General features: G+C 69.1%; 16 protein-coding genes and 2 pseudogenes. 8 read left to right on the forward strand and 10 right to left on the reverse strand.

Annotated features, from left to right (window positions below; translation table 11 throughout):
- Positions 1-169 precede the first annotated feature (169 nt).
- A pseudogene (locus tag ACWFR1_RS33100) lies at positions 170-391 on the forward strand (recombinase family protein); the annotation flags it as partial.
- A gap of 117 nt (positions 392-508) precedes the next feature.
- On the forward strand, positions 509-1,180 hold the full coding sequence (locus ACWFR1_RS33105) for a zinc ribbon domain-containing protein (protein ID WP_453557843.1): 672 nt from the start codon (positions 509-511) through the stop codon (positions 1,178-1,180).
- Positions 1,181-1,656: 476 nt separating this feature from the next.
- Here ACWFR1_RS33105 and ACWFR1_RS33110 read toward each other — a convergent pair.
- The 4 genes and pseudogenes from ACWFR1_RS33110 to ACWFR1_RS33125 all read right to left on the reverse strand — a co-directional run bounded on the left by ACWFR1_RS33110 (position 1,657) and on the right by ACWFR1_RS33125 (position 5,119).
- Positions 1,657-2,500, reverse strand: a pseudogene (locus tag ACWFR1_RS33110) (helix-turn-helix domain-containing protein).
- The gene (locus ACWFR1_RS33115) at positions 2,490-3,014 is read right to left on the reverse strand and encodes a DUF6879 family protein (protein WP_453557800.1); all 525 of its coding nucleotides are present in this window, start codon (positions 3,012-3,014) and stop codon (positions 2,490-2,492) included. The pseudogene ACWFR1_RS33110 and the gene ACWFR1_RS33115 overlap by 11 nt, the downstream one beginning before the upstream one ends.
- On the reverse strand, positions 2,998-3,198 hold the full coding sequence (locus tag ACWFR1_RS33120; protein WP_453557802.1) for a hypothetical protein: 201 nt from the start codon (positions 3,196-3,198) through the stop codon (positions 2,998-3,000). The genes ACWFR1_RS33115 and ACWFR1_RS33120 overlap by 17 nt, the downstream gene beginning before the upstream one ends.
- Before the next feature lie 241 nt (positions 3,199-3,439).
- Entirely contained in the window at positions 3,440-5,119 is a 1,680-nt protein-coding gene (locus ACWFR1_RS33125) for a fumarate hydratase (RefSeq protein WP_453557804.1), read from the reverse strand.
- Between the two features lie 576 nt (positions 5,120-5,695).
- Here ACWFR1_RS33125 and ACWFR1_RS33130 point away from each other — a divergent pair.
- The 3 genes from ACWFR1_RS33130 (at position 5,696) to ACWFR1_RS33140 (ending at position 7,125) form a co-directional block, all read left to right on the forward strand.
- A complete protein-coding gene (locus ACWFR1_RS33130) occupies positions 5,696-6,418 on the forward strand; it encodes a DUF1707 SHOCT-like domain-containing protein (RefSeq protein WP_453557806.1) in 723 nt (240 codons plus the stop codon).
- A gap of 26 nt (positions 6,419-6,444) precedes the next feature.
- Positions 6,445-6,627, forward strand: a complete 183-nt coding sequence (locus tag ACWFR1_RS33135) for a hypothetical protein (protein WP_453557808.1) — start codon at positions 6,445-6,447, stop codon at positions 6,625-6,627.
- A 123-nt stretch (positions 6,628-6,750) separates the two neighbouring features.
- Positions 6,751-7,125, forward strand: coding sequence for a WhiB family transcriptional regulator (locus tag ACWFR1_RS33140; protein WP_453557810.1), 375 nt, complete (start codon positions 6,751-6,753; stop codon positions 7,123-7,125).
- Positions 7,126-7,299: 174 nt separating this feature from the next.
- On the opposite strand, the gene glpX is transcribed toward ACWFR1_RS33140, so the two are convergent.
- A complete protein-coding gene (gene glpX / locus ACWFR1_RS33145; RefSeq protein WP_399223230.1) occupies positions 7,300-8,334 on the reverse strand; it encodes a class II fructose-bisphosphatase in 1,035 nt (344 codons plus the stop codon).
- Positions 8,335-8,484: 150 nt separating this feature from the next.
- Here glpX and ACWFR1_RS33150 point away from each other — a divergent pair, with 150 nt between their 5' ends.
- Entirely contained in the window at positions 8,485-9,000 is a 516-nt protein-coding gene (locus tag ACWFR1_RS33150; protein WP_453557845.1) for a DUF4245 domain-containing protein, read from the forward strand.
- A gap of 90 nt (positions 9,001-9,090) precedes the next feature.
- Here ACWFR1_RS33150 and ACWFR1_RS33155 read toward each other — a convergent pair whose 3' ends face one another.
- The 4 genes from ACWFR1_RS33155 to ACWFR1_RS33170 form a co-directional block, all read right to left on the reverse strand.
- The gene (locus tag ACWFR1_RS33155; protein ID WP_453557813.1) at positions 9,091-9,681 is read right to left on the reverse strand and encodes a malonic semialdehyde reductase; all 591 of its coding nucleotides are present in this window, start codon (positions 9,679-9,681) and stop codon (positions 9,091-9,093) included.
- A 315-nt stretch (positions 9,682-9,996) separates the two neighbouring features.
- Positions 9,997-10,239, reverse strand: a complete 243-nt coding sequence (locus ACWFR1_RS33160) for an exodeoxyribonuclease VII small subunit (protein WP_453557815.1) — start codon at positions 10,237-10,239, stop codon at positions 9,997-9,999.
- A 94-nt stretch (positions 10,240-10,333) separates the two neighbouring features.
- Positions 10,334-11,563, reverse strand: a complete 1,230-nt coding sequence (xseA, locus tag ACWFR1_RS33165; protein WP_453557817.1) for an exodeoxyribonuclease VII large subunit — start codon at positions 11,561-11,563, stop codon at positions 10,334-10,336.
- A 155-nt stretch (positions 11,564-11,718) separates the two neighbouring features.
- Entirely contained in the window at positions 11,719-13,080 is a 1,362-nt protein-coding gene (locus ACWFR1_RS33170; protein ID WP_453557847.1) for an APC family permease, read from the reverse strand.
- A 54-nt stretch (positions 13,081-13,134) separates the two neighbouring features.
- Here ACWFR1_RS33170 and ACWFR1_RS33175 point away from each other — a divergent pair, with 54 nt between their 5' ends.
- Both ACWFR1_RS33175 and ppgK read left to right on the forward strand, forming a co-directional pair.
- A complete protein-coding gene (locus ACWFR1_RS33175) occupies positions 13,135-14,187 on the forward strand; it encodes a 4-hydroxy-3-methylbut-2-enyl diphosphate reductase (protein WP_453557819.1) in 1,053 nt (350 codons plus the stop codon).
- Between the two features lie 67 nt (positions 14,188-14,254).
- Positions 14,255-14,998 (forward strand): polyphosphate--glucose phosphotransferase, encoded by a 744-nt coding sequence (ppgK, locus tag ACWFR1_RS33180; protein WP_453557821.1) that lies wholly within the window; start codon positions 14,255-14,257, stop codon positions 14,996-14,998.
- A 156-nt stretch (positions 14,999-15,154) separates the two neighbouring features.
- Here the strand turns inward: ppgK and ACWFR1_RS33185 are convergent, their stop codons facing one another.
- The gene (locus ACWFR1_RS33185) at positions 15,155-15,709 is read right to left on the reverse strand and encodes a DUF6542 domain-containing protein (RefSeq protein WP_453557849.1); all 555 of its coding nucleotides are present in this window, start codon (positions 15,707-15,709) and stop codon (positions 15,155-15,157) included.
- Between the last annotated feature and the right edge of the window lie 185 nt (positions 15,710-15,894).

Below are 15,894 nucleotides of genomic sequence, written 5' to 3' on the forward strand. Positions count from 1 at the left end.
CTGCTGTCCGAGTTCCCTTACCGCACACCGGACATGACGTCACGTCACGCACGAACCCGGCGAACCCGACCAACCTCGACTACGCAATGCCCCTGCGTACGGCTACCACTTCGAGCGGCAGGAAAACGGCGGCAAGAAGCTCGTTCAGGACGATACCTATGCGGAACTCCTCCGGGAAATCATCGAGCGCCTGAAGGGCGATTGGACGGCCTACAAGATCGCGATTGATCTCAATAAGCGCGGAGTTCCGACATGGCGGGATCACCTTCGGATCGTGAAGGGAGAAGAGCCGAGGGGAGTTGCTTGGACCGCCAATGCTATTCGAGCCATCATCATGAATCCCACGGTCGCCGGCATCTACACGCACAAGGGTGAGAACGTCGTCGACGAGAACGGCGAGCACGTCCAGATCACCGACCGCCCCCTGATGGGATTCGCGGAGTGGTCGGAATTCGTGGCCGCTCTGAAGAGCGACCGCCCCGTACGACGGGCCACGCCGTCGCGGTCCATGCTGGGAGGTGTAGCCATCTGTAATAACTGCGGTGGCCGCATGTCGTCGAACAAGAAGATCAAGACCAGCGGACGGGTGCATCATTACTACAGCTGTAACAACGTGAACATGGGTACGTGTCCCTACCCCAGCCGCATTCGGCGGGATCTTCTGGACATGGCCGTTAATCAGTTCGTGAACGTGACTCTCGGTCCGTTGCCTGTCATGGAACGGGTGGGCAATTCAATCAGTCAGGCCAAGACCGAGCTTGCCGAATCCGAGGCCACGCTAGACAGGCTGGAGGCGGATTACCTGGCCGGGCGATTCAAGAGTGATGTTCAGATCGAACGGTACTGGAGCCAGCACGAATTTCAGTCGGCCAAGGTGGAACGCTTGAGGGGGGAAATCAAGACTGCCGAGGCTGCCCCCGCCTGGAAGGAAACCGGGCGATCCTACGCCGAGGAATGGGCTGCTAAGGATGATGAGCAGAAGCGTGTATTTCTGCAACGGCATGGGCTGACGGTCACTGTCGGGATTGCTGAGGACGAAAGCCGCCGAGTTACTTGCAAAATGCCCGAGCTTGCGGAGATCGCCGAGGAAACGGGGCTCCACGTCCCTGAAGGGTATGTGTGGACGGAGCCCATCTCTGAGTACACCTTCCCGGCGCGGATTGGGTACACGCGAAAGTAGAACTTGGGTCGGACGAAGGAATGCCCCCACTGCTGAAAGGAGCAGTGGGGGCATTTTCATGTCCTCTCTAGCTAAGGCACATCAAAGACCTTCGATCCCTCATGGCCGAAGGCGAATAGCACCGCCCTATTTCAAGCCGTCCCGCCCTTTTGGGCTCGGGCGGCTTTCTTCATGGCCGCACTCGGCCCGAACCGGAAGGAATCATTCTTGAAGACTGAGCTTCGCAAGATTTTTGAGTCTGCCGAGTCCGAGGACCGGGGCCTTTCGGCCCGCGAGATTGCAGCCGTCATCAACTCTATTCCGGCCGAGGAGCGCATGGCGCGCACTGAGATTCTGGCTGCGGTGAACAGCGCGGACGGCTCCGATTCGCCGGAGACCCGCCGGGCTATCGCCGAGACTCTGAAGTACATGGAGACTCGCGCCACTGACGCGCGAGAGGATCGGGCGCGACTTGATCGTGGGCTGAAGGGCGAGGATTATTGGCGTGGTCGGGTAAATGCGGCTGACCACTCGGAGAGGAGCGTTCGGCACTCGTCACCGAAAAGCGCGCATCCCTCGTATCGGTCGAAGTCTTCCCGGTACGCGGTTACATCGCGGTGGTCTCGAAGGATCAATGAACCCGTTCCCAGTCTCGACCGTGGCGAGCCGCCTGTCATAGACCGTAAACGTATTCAATGGTCTCTCTGGCACGTACCCACTCAGTGGGATTACACCCAGGCGAACATTGGGTAGGCGAGAGACGGATACAAGTCGGTCAAGCTGCATAGACATCGCCATGGGAGGAAGCAGTGGCCATCGTGCCGCCTGCTCGGTAAGGACGAAGGTAAATGACTTCGTGGCGTCGCAGAGAACCTGTTGCCGTTCTAGCTTTCTCGCGATGGTCTTCGACTGATCTCCGGGGACATCGGCAATGCTTGCACGCACATATTCAGGTGTGGCCAGGAGCCCGGTAATCATCGAGAGCAAGAAGAAGCGGAATTCCGTGGAAACTGCTTCGAGCCTTGCTAGCTCATTCTGTTTCTTGTCCAAGCCCCTACGGCGAGATGACCAGTGGTCTTGCCACTCGGTGTTTGCCGTACGGGCCAAAGCTAGGAGCTTTTCGGCTTCGGGGCCCGTAGCTTCAAGTGCTTCTAGGATCAGCTCTATATCGACCACGGCGGGCGTGAGCTTCCCGCCCTCGATGTTGCTGATCTTGGTTTGGGACATGTTGCAGCGGCGGGCGAGCCAGGTTTGCGTTTTCCCGGCTCGCTTCCGCGCACTGCGAAGTGCTTCCGCTAGGTCTGATCTGGACTGACCTAGCCTCTCGGGCTCAAGCGTCAAGGCCCTTCACGTACTCCTCGAAGGGCACCGACTCGGCGAGGGCGATTCGCTGATACTCGATGAACGGCGAAGCGTCTCCCTCGTATACCTCGCGGCTGATCTGCCTTCCGTCTGGGTGGTAGTTCATGAGTACCACTTCGGCGTGGTCGAACATCCAGTAGTCTTGAACGCCTTCCAGCGGGTTCGTCCGCTCGGTCACGTCAAGGATTCTGATTTGCTCCCCTGCCAGGGAATGTGCCGCATAGTACTGGTGGAACTCGAATCGGAGATACTCGGAGAGCGGCCGTGTGACGACGTGCACGCGCCCCTGTGAGCGTCCCTCGGTGACCTGCCGGCGAAGCCGTTCGGTGTATTCGTTCGCCACCGCGTGAGGGTTTACGCGGGCGCCATTTCGCCACGCCTCAATTTCCTCGACCTCTTGCGGCATGAGGTATTGAGGAAGAGTTTCGAGACGCCATGCTTCCCGCTGGAAGCCTTCAAATCGCGCCGCCCACGATTCACCAGCCAAGAGCACGAATGGCCTCCCTCAGGATGTGCTCGGGAATCTCAACGAGCCCTTCGCCGTTCGGCGGCGTGAAGGCGTTGGATACGTCGCCCTGGACCACGATCGAACCGGATGCGGTCCGGTAGACGTTCGGGCAGTCGTCCTTCCCGCAGTTGCCGTTTCCGGTGAGTCGGGTCAGTTCCTCGCGCGCCATGCTGAAACCCCCTTGTGTCTGGCCCCTGTTGGGCCCTCGGGGACGACGGTACGGACGTGCGCTCCATGGGTCTACGCGATCACGCGAATATTCGCGTAGTCGGGTAGAACGAGGTCACGGCCGCCGATCACCGGGCCGTCGGCGGGGGTGCGTCGAGTGTCTCGCGGGCGTCCTCCGCCCTCCGTGGCAAGGGGAGAGCCCCCGGCGCTGGCCGGGGGCTCTGGAGGGATCAGGGGGCGTCTCAGGCGAGACCGGGACCGCGAACCGGGATGGTGGTGAACGTCGGCTGAGCAGGTTCCTGCGAAGTGAAGAAGTCGTTGCCCTTGTCGTCCACGACGATGAACGCCGGGAAGTCCTCGACCTCGATCTTCCAGACCGCCTCCATGCCGAGCTCCTCGTACTCGACGACCTCGACCTTCTTGATGCAGTCCTGCGCGAGCCGGGCCGCCGGGCCGCCGATCGAGCCGAGGTAGAAGCCGCCGTGCGCGTCGCACGCGGCGGTGACCTGACCGGAACGGTTGCCCTTGGCCAGCATCACCTTCGAGCCGCCCGCCGCCTGGAACTGCTCCACGTACGAGTCCATGCGGCCGGCCGTCGTCGGGCCGAAGGAGCCGGAGGCGTACCCCTCGGGGGTCTTCGCCGGGCCCGCGTAGTAGACCGGGTGGTCCTTCAGGTACTGCGGCATCTCCTCGCCCGCGTCCAGGCGCTCCTTGATCTTGGCGTGCGCGATGTCGCGCGCCACGACCAGCGGGCCGTTGAGGGACAGACGGGTCTTGACCGGGTACTTGGTCAGCTCGGCGAGGATGTCGTCCATCGGCTGGTTGAGGTCGATGGTGACGACGTCGCTGTCCTGGGACTCGGAGAGGTGCTCGTCCGTGGTGTCGGGCAGGAAGCGCGCAGGGTCCGTCTCCAGCTGCTCCAGGAAGACGCCCTCGGCGGTGATCTTCGCGACGGCCTGGCGGTCGGCCGAGCAGGAGACGGCGATCGCGACGGGCAGCGAGGCGCCGTGGCGGGGGAGGCGGACGACGCGGACGTCGTGGCAGAAGTACTTGCCGCCGAACTGCGCGCCGATGCCGATCTTCTGCGTCAGCTCGAAGACCTTCCCCTCCAGCTCCTTGTCGCGGAAGCCGTGGCCGGTCTCGGCCGAGCCCTCGGTGGGCAGCTCGTCCAGGTAGTGGGCGGAGGCGTACTTCGCGGTCTTGAGCGCGAACTCGGCGGACGTGCCGCCGACGACGATCGCCAGGTGGTACGGCGGGCAGGCGGCCGTGCCGAGGGAGCGGATCTTCTCCTCCAGGAACGTCATCATGCTCGCCTCGTTGAGGACGGCCTTCGTCTCCTGGTAGAGGAAGGACTTGTTGGCGGAGCCGCCGCCCTTGGCCATGAAGAGGAACTTGTACGCGCCGCCGTCGGTCGCGTACAGCTCGATCTGCGCGGGCAGGTTCGAGCCGGTGTTCTTCTCCTCCCACATGGTGACGGGGGCCATCTGCGAGTACCGCAGGTTGAGCTTGGTGTACGCGTCGTAGATGCCCTTGGACAGGGCCTCCTCGTCGCGGCCCGGGGTCAGCACGTTCTGGCCGCGCTTGCCCATGACGATCGCGGTGCCGGTGTCCTGGCACATGGGGAGGACGCCGGCGGCGGCGATGTTCGCGTTCTTGAGGAGGTCGAGCGCGACGAACTTGTCGTTGCCCGACGCCTCGGGGTCGTCGATGATCCGGCGCAGCTGGGCCAGGTGGGCCGGGCGCAGGAAGTGCTGGATGTCGTGGATCGCCTCGGCGGCGAGCGTGCGCAGCGCCTCGGGCTCGACCTTGAGGAACGTACGGCCGTCGGCCTCGAAGGTGGAGACACCTTCGGAGGTCACCAGGCGATAGGGCGTGGTGTCCTCTCCCAGGGGGAGCAGATCGGAGTACGAAAACTCTGGCATGACGGCAGCCATTCCTCACTCGGCAGACAGCAGCGCCGCCTCCATTGGCGGCGCTGCTTCCAGCGTAGAGCGCGGGCGCGGTCCCGATCCTGTGAGGTAAGGCTCACTAGGGCGTGTTCCTCGTGGTCGGCGGCCAGGGTCTCCGCATGTGGTCGAGGTGACGCAGGACCAGCGCCTTCCTCGGCGGGCCCGCCCGACGGGACTTCCAGGCACGCGCCGAGGCCGGGGTCCGTGTACGCGCCGAGGCCGGGGTTCGTGCACGCGCCGAGGCCGGGCTCCGCGAGTGCGGGGGCCCCTCCCGCGCGCCGTCGGCCCCGAACCCTCCTCGCGCGCCGGCGTCCTGGCCCGCGCTCCCGCCGAAACGTTCGCTCGCGCCGCGTCTCTCCCGCCTCCCCCGGCCGTGATCACGCGCTGTGGCCACCCCTGACAGAAGGTCCGGCGCGCCGGGTGTTCGGCGGGAGGCGGTTTCCGGCTGTGGCCTCAACCCACCATTTCCACCGACCTGTTCGCTTCGTCGTCCACAGGCTCGGCCCCGCCCCCTGGTCGCGATCTATCGCGTTTCGCTAGGCTGGCGCCGTGGACCTCGAAAAGAAGCCCGAACCCGAAAAGCAGCCGCAGCCGCAGCGGTCGGCCGCTCCCGCGGAGCCGGTCCCGGCCGAGACCGCGTTCGCCGATCCGCGAGGCTCGTTGCGCGCGTCCGACGCGGACAGGGACCGGATCGCGGACATCCTCCGGGACGCCCTGGCCGAGGGCCGGATCGATCCCGAGGAGCACTCGGACCGGATCGACGCGGTCTACCGCGCCAAGACCGTCGGGGAGCTGGAGCCGATCGTCGGCGACCTGCCGAGTCCCCGGACCCGCCGGGATCCGGAACCGGCGTACGACTACGACCCGGGCGACCCCGAGGGCGCCGCGGACAGCCTCGTCGCGATCTTCTCCAGCACCACCCGCAAGGGCCGGTGGCGGGTGGGCCGCAGGACGAACGCCTTCGCGCTCTTCGGCAGCATCGAGATCGATCTGACCGAGGCGATCTTCGCTCAGCGTCTGACCACCATCAACGCCACGTCGATCTTCGGGAACGTCGAGGTGCGGGTCCCGGAGAACATCAGCCTGCGGGGCAACGGCAGCGGAGTCTTCGGCAACTTCGAGGTCGTGACCCTGGAAGGCGTCGACCCACAGGCCCCGGTCGTCGTCGTCAACGGCTACTCGGTCTTCGGCAACGTCGAGGCGAGGCCCAAGCGCGGGAAGTGGATCACGGACCTCCAGGGCAAACTGCGCAAGAAGCACCTGGGCCACTGACCCGGGGCGCCGCGGTGTCGGGCGCGGTGCGCGACGGACCGCAGTGGGGAGCGCCGGACGAACCGCCGGACGAACCGCCGGACGAACCGGCGGACGAACCGCCGGGCGAACCGCCGGGCGAACCGCCGGACGAACCGCCGGACGAACCGCGGGGCGAACCGCCGGACGAACCGGCGGACGCCGGGGCGATCTCCGCGGCCGGGCGGTGACCGGAATTCGCCCTGAGGTATCCGAAGTGCGGAACGGGACGGCACGCAGTGCATAGGCGCGCGCACAGCGGGTAGGGCTGCTGCATCGCCGCTCGCTCGCGAAGCCGTCGTCAGGAGTAGACCGTGCTGCCACTGCCGCATCAGCCCCTCCAGGTCGCCGCCGTTCCCCCTCAGCGCACACCTGCCCGGGGGGACGAGGGCGGCCCCTGGCACGCGGAGGCGGTGTGCCGCCGGGACGAGGCCGGGCTGTTCTTCGCCCCCTCCAAGGAGCCGACCGCCGCGCGGCTCGCGCGGGAGGAGGCGGCCAAGCGGGTCTGCGCCCGCTGTCCCGTGATGGTCGAGTGCCGGGAGCACGCGCTGCTCCAGCCCGAGCCGTACGGGGTCTGGGGCGGACTCACCGCGGCGGAGCGCCGCGTGGTGCTGGCCAGACGCCGGCGGCGCGAGGTGGAGCTGAGGAAGGCGTCCGCGACCGACGGACGGATCGCCCAGGCGGGCTGACGGCAGGACGGGGGAGCGGACGCCGTCGCGGCCCGTACGGGAAGGGGCGCCCCCACCGCACATGGGGGCGCCCCTCTTCGTAGCGTTCCGCTCAGCCGCTCAGCCGCTCAGCCGCTCAGCCGCTCAGCCGCTCAGCCGCTCAGCCGCTCAGCCGCTCGCCGACTCGGCCAGGGATTACTTGGCGCGGTCGAAGTCGATCTTGCTGTACGCGCGCAGCTTCGAGAGCCGGTGCGTGGAGTCGATCTGGCGGATCGTGCCGGACTTCGAGCGCATGACCAGCGACTGCGTGGTCGCCGTCTCGGCGCGGTAGCGCACGCCGCGCAGCAGCTCGCCGTCGGTGATGCCGGTCGCGACGAAGAACACGTTGTCGCCGCTGACCAGGTCGTTCGTGGAGAGCACCCGGTCCAGGTCGTGGCCCGCGTCGAGCGCCTTCTGCCGCTCGGCCTCGTCCTTCGGCCACAGCTTGCCCTGGATCACACCGCCGAGGCACTTGATCGCGCAGGCGGAGATGATGCCCTCGGGAGTGCCGCCGACGCCCATGAGCATGTCGACGCCGGTGCCCTCGCGGACGGCCATGATCGAACCGGCGACGTCACCGTCCGAGATGAACTTGATCCGGGCCCCGGTCTCGCGGATCTCCTTGACGATGCCCTCGTGACGGGGGCGGTCCAGGATCATGACCGTGATGTCCTCGGGCGAGGAGTTCTTCGCCTTGGCGACCCGGCGGATGTTGACCGAGACGGGGGCGTTGATGTCGACGAAGTCGGCGGCCTCGGGGCCGGTGACCAGCTTGTCCATGTAGAAGACCGCGGACGGGTCGAACATCGTGCCGCGGTCGGCGGCGGCCAGGACGGCGATCGCGTTCGGCATGCCCTTGGCGTTGAGCGTGGTGCCGTCGATCGGGTCGACGGCGATGTCGACCTCGGCACCGGTGCCGTCGCCGACGCGCTCGCCGTTGAACAGCATCGGGGCTTCGTCCTTCTCGCCCTCGCCGATGACGACGACGCCGTTCATCGAGACGGTGGAGATCAGGGTCCGCATGGCGTTGACCGCCGCGCCGTCCGCGCCGATCTTGTCGCCGCGGCCGACCCAGCGGCCGGCGGCCATGGCGGCCGCCTCGGTGACGCGGACCAGCTCAAGGGCGAGGTTGCGGTCGGGGGCCTCGGGGGAGACGACAAGCTCGGGGGGCAGGTGATGGTGCTCGGTCATCGGAGTCACCTTTCTGTACGGCGACGGCCGGGAACGGCGACGGCCGGAGAAAACGAGGGTGCTGCGACTCTATCGGTACGTCGACAAAATGAGCAGAGGGGCCCACGTTTGAGCGCGACACCATGATGCGACCATGTGGGCGTGGCAGGTATGCGAGGTAGGCAGACGGTACGAGGGATGTTCCAGTCCCTCGGGGTGATCATGGTTGCTGCGGGAGTGATGTATCTCTTCATCCCGCACGACGAGAGCGCGGCGCCGGTCAAGGCGAAGGACTACCGCGTCGAGCTTCTGACGGCCCAGCGGGCGGCACCGTATCCGGTGCTGTCCCCCGAGGGCCTCGGGGCGGACTGGAAGGCGACGGTCGTCTCGTACAAGCGCGAGAAGAGCGACGCCTGGCAGCTCGGGTTCCTCTCCCCGGACACCCAGTACGTGGCGATCCACCAGTCGACGGCGGCGCCGGGCAAGTACGTGCCCGAGGTCACGCACGAGGCGAAGGACACCGGGAAGACCCAGACGGTGGCCGGGCAGGTCTGGCACCGCTGGGAGGGGCCGAAGTACGACGCGCTCGTCCGTACGGAGGGCGGCGCGACGACCGTCGTGACCGGCACGGCGTCCTTCGAGCGGCTGGCCGAGATGGCGGGCTCGCTCCGGGCGCAGAAGGCCTGAGCGGCGGACGGACGGACGAGAAGGGCCCCGCGCTCCATGAGTGCGGGGCCCTTCTCGCATGCAGTCAGGCTGTGCTGTCCGCGGTCAGGCTCAGACGGTGGTGACGACGTCGTCGTAGGCCAGGCGCGGGGAGCGCGGGAACCAGGCGTCCTCGCCCGGCTTGCCGATGTTGACGACCATCAGCGGGGTGTGGTCGGCGTCCAGGAACTCCTTCTGGACGCCGGCGAAGTCCAGACCGGTCATCGGGCCGGCGGCGAGGCCGGCGGCGCGGACGCCGACGATGAAGTACGCGGCCTGGAGGGCGGCGTTCAGCACGGCGGACTGCTCGCGGACCGGGCGCTCCGAGAAGAACATGTCCTTGGCCTGCGGGAAGTGCGGCAGCAGGGCCGGGAGCTCCTCGTGGAACTCGTTGTCGGCGGAGAGGATCGCGACCAGCGGGGCGGCGGCGGTCTTCGGCTGGTTGCCCTCGGCCATGTGCTTGACCAGGCGCTCGCGGGCCTCGGGGGAGCGGACCAGGGTGATGCGCAGCGGGGTCTGGTTGAAGGCGGTCGGACCGTACTGCACCAGGTCGTAGATCGCCTGAACCTGCTCGTCGGTCACCGGCTCGTCGGTGAACGTGTTGGCGGTGCGGGCCTCACGGAAGAGGAGGTCCTGGGCGGCGGGGTCAAGGGCGAGAGACATGCTGCGTACCTTCCGGACTGCGGATCAAGCGATGTCCTCGACAGTACGCGCATGATTGGTGAAACTTCAACCAATCCATCCGGATAGTGATCCGCTTCACTCCCGGGGCTACGCCAGGGGCGGGGCGGGCGGAGGCGGGCGGAGGCGGGCGCCGGTGGGGCCAGGCGGGATGCGGTGCGGCTCCCGGCGGCCCCGAGGGGCTCCCCGGTGACCACGAGGACGGCTTCCGGCGCACCCGAGCAGGGCTCCCCGGCGGACCCTCGCAGAGCTCCCGGCATACCCCAGCAGCGCGTGTGCCGACAGGGTCCCGCCGGGCTACTCCTCCCCGTCCGCCGCCTCCGCCTCGGCCGCGCGCTCCGCCGCCAGGGAGGCGTCCAGCCGGGCCCGCGCGCCCTCAAGGCGTCGCCGGCAGATCTTCGCCAGCTCCTCGCCGCGCTCCCAGAGCGCGAGGGACTCCTCCAGGGTCGTCCCGCCCGCCTCCAGCCGTCGGACGACCTCGATGAGCTCGTCCCGTGCCTGCTCGTAGCCGAGCGCCGCCTCTTCCGTACCGGCTGCCATGTGCTTCACCCTCCGTGCCGCTGTTGCCGTTGTCGCTGCTGATCTTTCGATGATCTACGGATCCGGGTCCCGCGCAGGTCCTCACCGGCCCCGCTCAGGCCGGGTCGGCCACGGCCCCGCCCACGCGCCGCACCGCGAACTCGCCCTCGGCGACCCGCGCCCGCAGCTCCTCGCCCTCCGCGACCTCCTCGGGCGACCGGACGACCGCCCCGTCCGCCCGCTGGAGCACCGCGTAGCCCCGCTCCATCGTCGCGGCGGGCGACAGCGCCCGGACCCGCGCCCGCGTGTGCGACAGCTCTGAGTCGGCCCGGTCCAGGAGGTGCCCCAGGACCCGCCGGCTCCGCGCGAGCAGCGCGTCGATCTCGTCCTCGCGGACCTCGACCATCCGCTGCGGATGCTCCATGACGGGCCGCGCGAGCGCGTGCGCGAGACCGCGCTCCTCCCGCTCCAGGAGCCCCCGCACGGTCCGCAGCGCCCGGTCCCGCAGCCCGCGGACCCGGTCGAGCTCCTCCCCGACGTCCGGTACGACCTTCTTCGCCGCGTCCGTGGGCGTCGAGGCCCGCAGGTCGGCCACCAGGTCGAGCAGGGGCGAGTCCGGCTCGTGCCCGATCGCGGAGACCACCGGCGTACGGCAGTCGGCGACGGCCCGGACGAGCTGCTCGTCGGAGAACGGCAGCAGGTCCTCGACGCTGCCGCCGCCCCGGGCGACGATGATCACGTCCACGTCCTCGTGGGCGTCGAGCTCCTTCACCGCCTGGACGACCTGTGGGACCGCCTTCACGCCCTGCACCGGGACGTTCCGCACCTCGAAGCGCACGGCGGGCCAGCGGCGACGGGCGTTCTCCAGGACGTCCCGCTCCGCCGCCGAGGCGCGTCCGCAGACGAGCCCGATCAGGTGCGGCAGGAACGGCAGCGGCTTCTTCCGGTCGAGCGCGAAGAGCCCCTCGGCGGCCAGGCTCCGCTTCAGCTGCTCAAGACGGGCGAGCAGCTCGCCGATCCCCACCGGCTTGATCTCCACGGCCCGCAGCGACAGCTGCCCGCGCGGCGCGTACCACTCGGGCTTGGCGTGCACGACGACGCGGGCGCCCTCGGACACCAGGTCCGCGACCGAGTCGAAAACCTGGCGGTAGCAGGTGACGCCGATCGAGATGTCGTGCGAGGGGTCCCGCAGCGTGAGGAAGACGACCCCGGCGCCCGGGCGCCGCGACAGCTGCGTGATCTGCCCCTCGACCCAGATCGCTCCGAGCCGGTCGATCCAGCCCCCGATCAGGCGGGAGACCTCACCGACGGGAAGCGGTGCTTCGGCGGACGTAGTCAGAGCCATGGACCGAGCGTAACCGCGCGGTACGACAACGTGTACGAGGTGGACGCGGACAACGACGTGGAGGCGCACAACCCCGAGGGACCGCACAACCACGGGAGGCGTACATCCACCTGGAGGTGGATGACGAGGTCAGGACCCCGCGGCCATACCGAACGTCAGGACCCCGCAGGCGTCCGAGTCGAGCCCTGGAGGGCCAGGACGACGAACCCGACTCCCAGCCACACCACGCCCACCACCTGCGCGGCCACCGAGGCCTCCACGATCACCGCGACGAGGATCGCCGCTCCGGTGACCGGCATGACGACGTGCTTCAGCCAGTGCGGCGGACCCTCCGCCCGCCGTACCACGAACCACCCCACCACGCTCGCGTGCAGCAGGACGAAGGCGGTCAGCGCGCCGACGTCGACCACCGACACCAGGTGGTCGAGGCCGTCGTCCCGCCGGGCCGCCCACAGCGCGGCGATCATCGTCACCGTCGCCGCCACGAGCAGCGCCACCCGCGGCACGCCCGCGTCCGTCCGGGCGAGTACGTGCGGCAGCCGCCGGTCGCGGCCCATGGCGAAGAGCAGCCGGCCGCCCGCCGCCTGCCCGGCGAGGGCGGCGAAGGCCGCGCCGATCGCCTTCGAGACCGCGACCAGGTCGTGCAGCCAGCTGCCGACCGACACCTCCACGGCGTCGTAGAAGGCGGAGCCCTGCTTGGCGGGATCGGCGGTGAGCTCGGCCGAGGAGAGCGGTTCGAGGAGGGCCACGAGCCAGGTCTGCGCCACGAACAGCACGCCCGCCAGCGCCAGACAGAAAAGCACCGCCCGCGCGACCTTCGCCGACCCGCCCGTGACCTCCTCCGCGAAGGAGGCGATCGCGTCGAAGCCCAGATAGGACAGCACGGCCACCGACACCGCGCCGAGGACCGCGGCGGCCGAGAAGGAGACGTCGCCGGTGAGCGGCGACCACCAGTCGCGCCGCGGCCCGTCCTGTACGAGCACCACCACCGCCGACACGACGAAGACCAGCAGGACGACGATCTCCATCGCGAGCACGGCGAAGCCGACCCGGGCCGCGGCCCGGACGCCCCACAGGTTGAGCAGGGTGGTGATGACGACGGCGATCCCGGTCCACAACCACCGGTCCACCTCAGGGACGAGCGCCTCCATCGCGATGCCCGCGAAGAGGTACGCGACGGCCGGGATCAGCAGGTAGTCGAGCAGCGCCATCCACCCGGCGATGAAGCCCGGCCCTTCGCCGAGCCCCTTGCGGGCGTACGTGAAGACGGACCCGGCCTGCGGCGCGACCCGCACCATCTGGGCGTAACTGAACGCCGTGAACGCCATGGCGACGGTGGCCACGACGTACACCAGCGCGACGGCCCCGTGGGACTTCGCGTCGAGCGTGCCGAAGACGCCGACCGGCGCCATGGGCGCGATGAAGAGGAGCCCGTAGACGACCAGGTCGCGGAAGCCGAGGCTCCGACGGAGATCCGTATGTCCCGCGCGCGCAGCCACCTGCGATTCCTCGGCCATGCGGTCAGTCTCGGCCACGGCACCGATCAAACCGCTGACCGACGCGGCCTTACGATGGGACGCATGACTGCAACGCCCGCGTCGACGCCCGAGTCCGACCCCGCGACGAACCGCCCGAAGCGTGTCCTGCTCGCCGCCCCCCGCGGCTACTGCGCGGGCGTGGACCGTGCCGTGATCGCGGTGGAGAAGGCCCTGGAGCAGTACGGGGCGCCGATCTACGTCCGCCACGAGATCGTGCACAACAAGTACGTGGTCCAGACGCTGGAGCGGAAGGGCGCGATCTTCGTCGACCAGGCGACCGAGGTGCCGCCGGGCAACATCGTGATGTTCTCCGCGCACGGCGTCGCCCCGACCGTCCACGAGGAGGCCCGCCAGGGCCGGCTCGCGACGATCGACGCGACCTGCCCGCTCGTCACCAAGGTCCACAAGGAAGCCGTCCGCTTCGCCAACGACGACTTCGACATCCTCCTCATCGGCCACGAGGGCCACGAGGAGGTCGTCGGCACCTCCGGCGAGGCCCCCGACCACATCCAGCTGGTCGACGGCCCCGGGGACGTCGCCAAGATCGAGGTCCGCGACCCGTCCCGCGTCGTCTGGCTCTCCCAGACCACGCTCTCGGTCGACGAGACGATGGAGACGGTCGACGCGCTGAAGGAGAAGTTCCCTCAGCTGATCTCCCCGCCGTCCGACGACATCTGCTACGCCACGCAGAACCGCCAGATCGCCATCAAGGAGCTCGCCGGCCAGGCCGAGCTCGTGATCGTCGTCGGCTCGAAGAACTCCTCGAACTCGATCCGCATGGTCGAGGTCGCCAAGCAGGCCGGCGTCCCCGCCGCGTACCTCGTCGACTTCGCGAGCGAGATCGACGAGGCCTGGCTGGAGGGCGTGACCAGCGTCGGCCTCTCCTCCGGCGCCTCCGTCCCGGACATCCTGGTCCAGGAGGTCCTGGCGTGGCTCGGCGAGCGCGGCTACGCGGACGTCGAGATCGTCAAGACGGCGGACGAGTCCCTGACCTTCTCGCTGCCCAAGGAGCTCCGGAACAAGGACCTCCGGGCGGTGGCGGAGCAGCTCGGCAAGGCCGAGCCGGCCACCGCGGGCACGGAGTAACTCACAAGGTCGCACGGCCACAAAGCCACAAGGAGTAAGTCCCCGCCCCAGCCCTTACCGTGGGTCCATGAACGTCTTCGGAGTGGACATCGGCGGCTCGGGCATCAAGGGCGCCCCTGTGGACCTGGCGCTCGGAGCGCTCGCCGAGGAGCGCCACAAGGTACTGACCCCGCAGCCCGCCACACCCGACGGTGTGGCGGACTGCGTCGCGGAGGTCGTGGAGCACTTCGGCTGGACCGGTCCCGTGGGGGTGACCTTCCCCGGCGTGGTGACGGGCTCCACGATCCGCACCGCCGCCAATGTCGACAAGTCCTGGATCGGTGTCGACGCGGGCACGCTGCTGAGCGAGCGGCTCGGCGGCCTCCCGGTGACCGTCCTGAACGACGCGGACGCGGCCGGCGTCGCGGAGATGACCTTCGGCGCGGGCCGGGGCCGCAAGGGCACGGTGATCCTGCTGACGCTCGGCACGGGCATCGGCTCGGCCCTCTTCGTCGACGGCCGGCTCGTCCCCAACACGGAGCTGGGCCACCTGGAGCTGAAGGGCCACGACGCGGAGACGCGGGCCTCGACGAAGGCCAAGGAGGACGAGGACCTCACCTGGGAGCACTGGGCGAAGCGCCGGCTGACGAAGTACCTCGCGCACGTGGAGATGCTGTTCTCGCCGGAGCTGTTCATCATCGGCGGGGGAGTGAGCCGCAAGGCGGACAAGTTCCTCCCGCTCGTCGAGGGCATCCGCGCGGAGATCGTCCCGGCTGAGCTCCAGAACAACGCGGGCATCGTGGGCGCGGCGATGGCGGCGACCGAGGCCTGAAGCCGGGGCGGAGGGCGGACGCGACGCCCCCGGAGGCCGCCGGTCCACCGGCCTGTACGCGGGCGGCGGGGCGACGTGACGGGTCACGCCACGGGGCGGCGGCGTGCGACGGCGTCACGCGACGGGGCGACGGCTTTACGTCACGAGGCGATGGCGTTACGCGACGGGTCGGCGCCCCGGCGCGGAGGGATGTCCGCCCGGCTTCTCACCCGCACCGGAAACCACCCGACCGCCACCGCCACCCGCACCGCCACGGCCACCGGCACTACCACCCGCCGGGGCGGCGGCAGAGGCGGCAGAGGCGGCGCGCTGCTGGCGGCGCCCCATGTCCCGCACCTTCCGGAAGCTCGTGATGAGCCCGGCGACGAGCGTGCCGCCGTAGAGCCACCCAGCGTGCACGGCGAGCGCGGTCACGACGGCCATGGCCTGGCCGCCGAGCCCACCCGTACCGCCCGCGATGGGAACGACGCCGACGGCGAAGGCGATGGGGACGCTGATCGGGGCGGTGACGAGGTCGGCGGTACGGACCCACAGCGCGGTCAGGGCGCTGACCGGCAGGAACAGCAGTCCGAAGACGAGCGGGGAGCCGTCGAGGAGCAGCCGGTCGAGCAGACCGATCACCAGCATGACGGCGGCGGCGAACAGCCCGGCGCCGAGCCCGGTGAGCCGGGGCGAGGGGAGTCGGCGCAGGGCGAGGACGACGGGCGGCACCGGCCTGGTGCCCGGCGGACGCCCGGAACCGCGCCCGGGAACGGCGGCCGCAGCCGTTCCGGCGGCCCCGGCCCGCTCCACGCGGGCGCCACCGGCGCGCCGCCCGGCCCTGCCGGTCACGCGGTACACGGCAGCGCCCTCCACGAGCGCGCCGGGCGGTGCCACGGGCGGCGGCGTGACGGGGT

Source organism: Streptomyces sp. NPDC055103, from assembly GCF_053607625.1.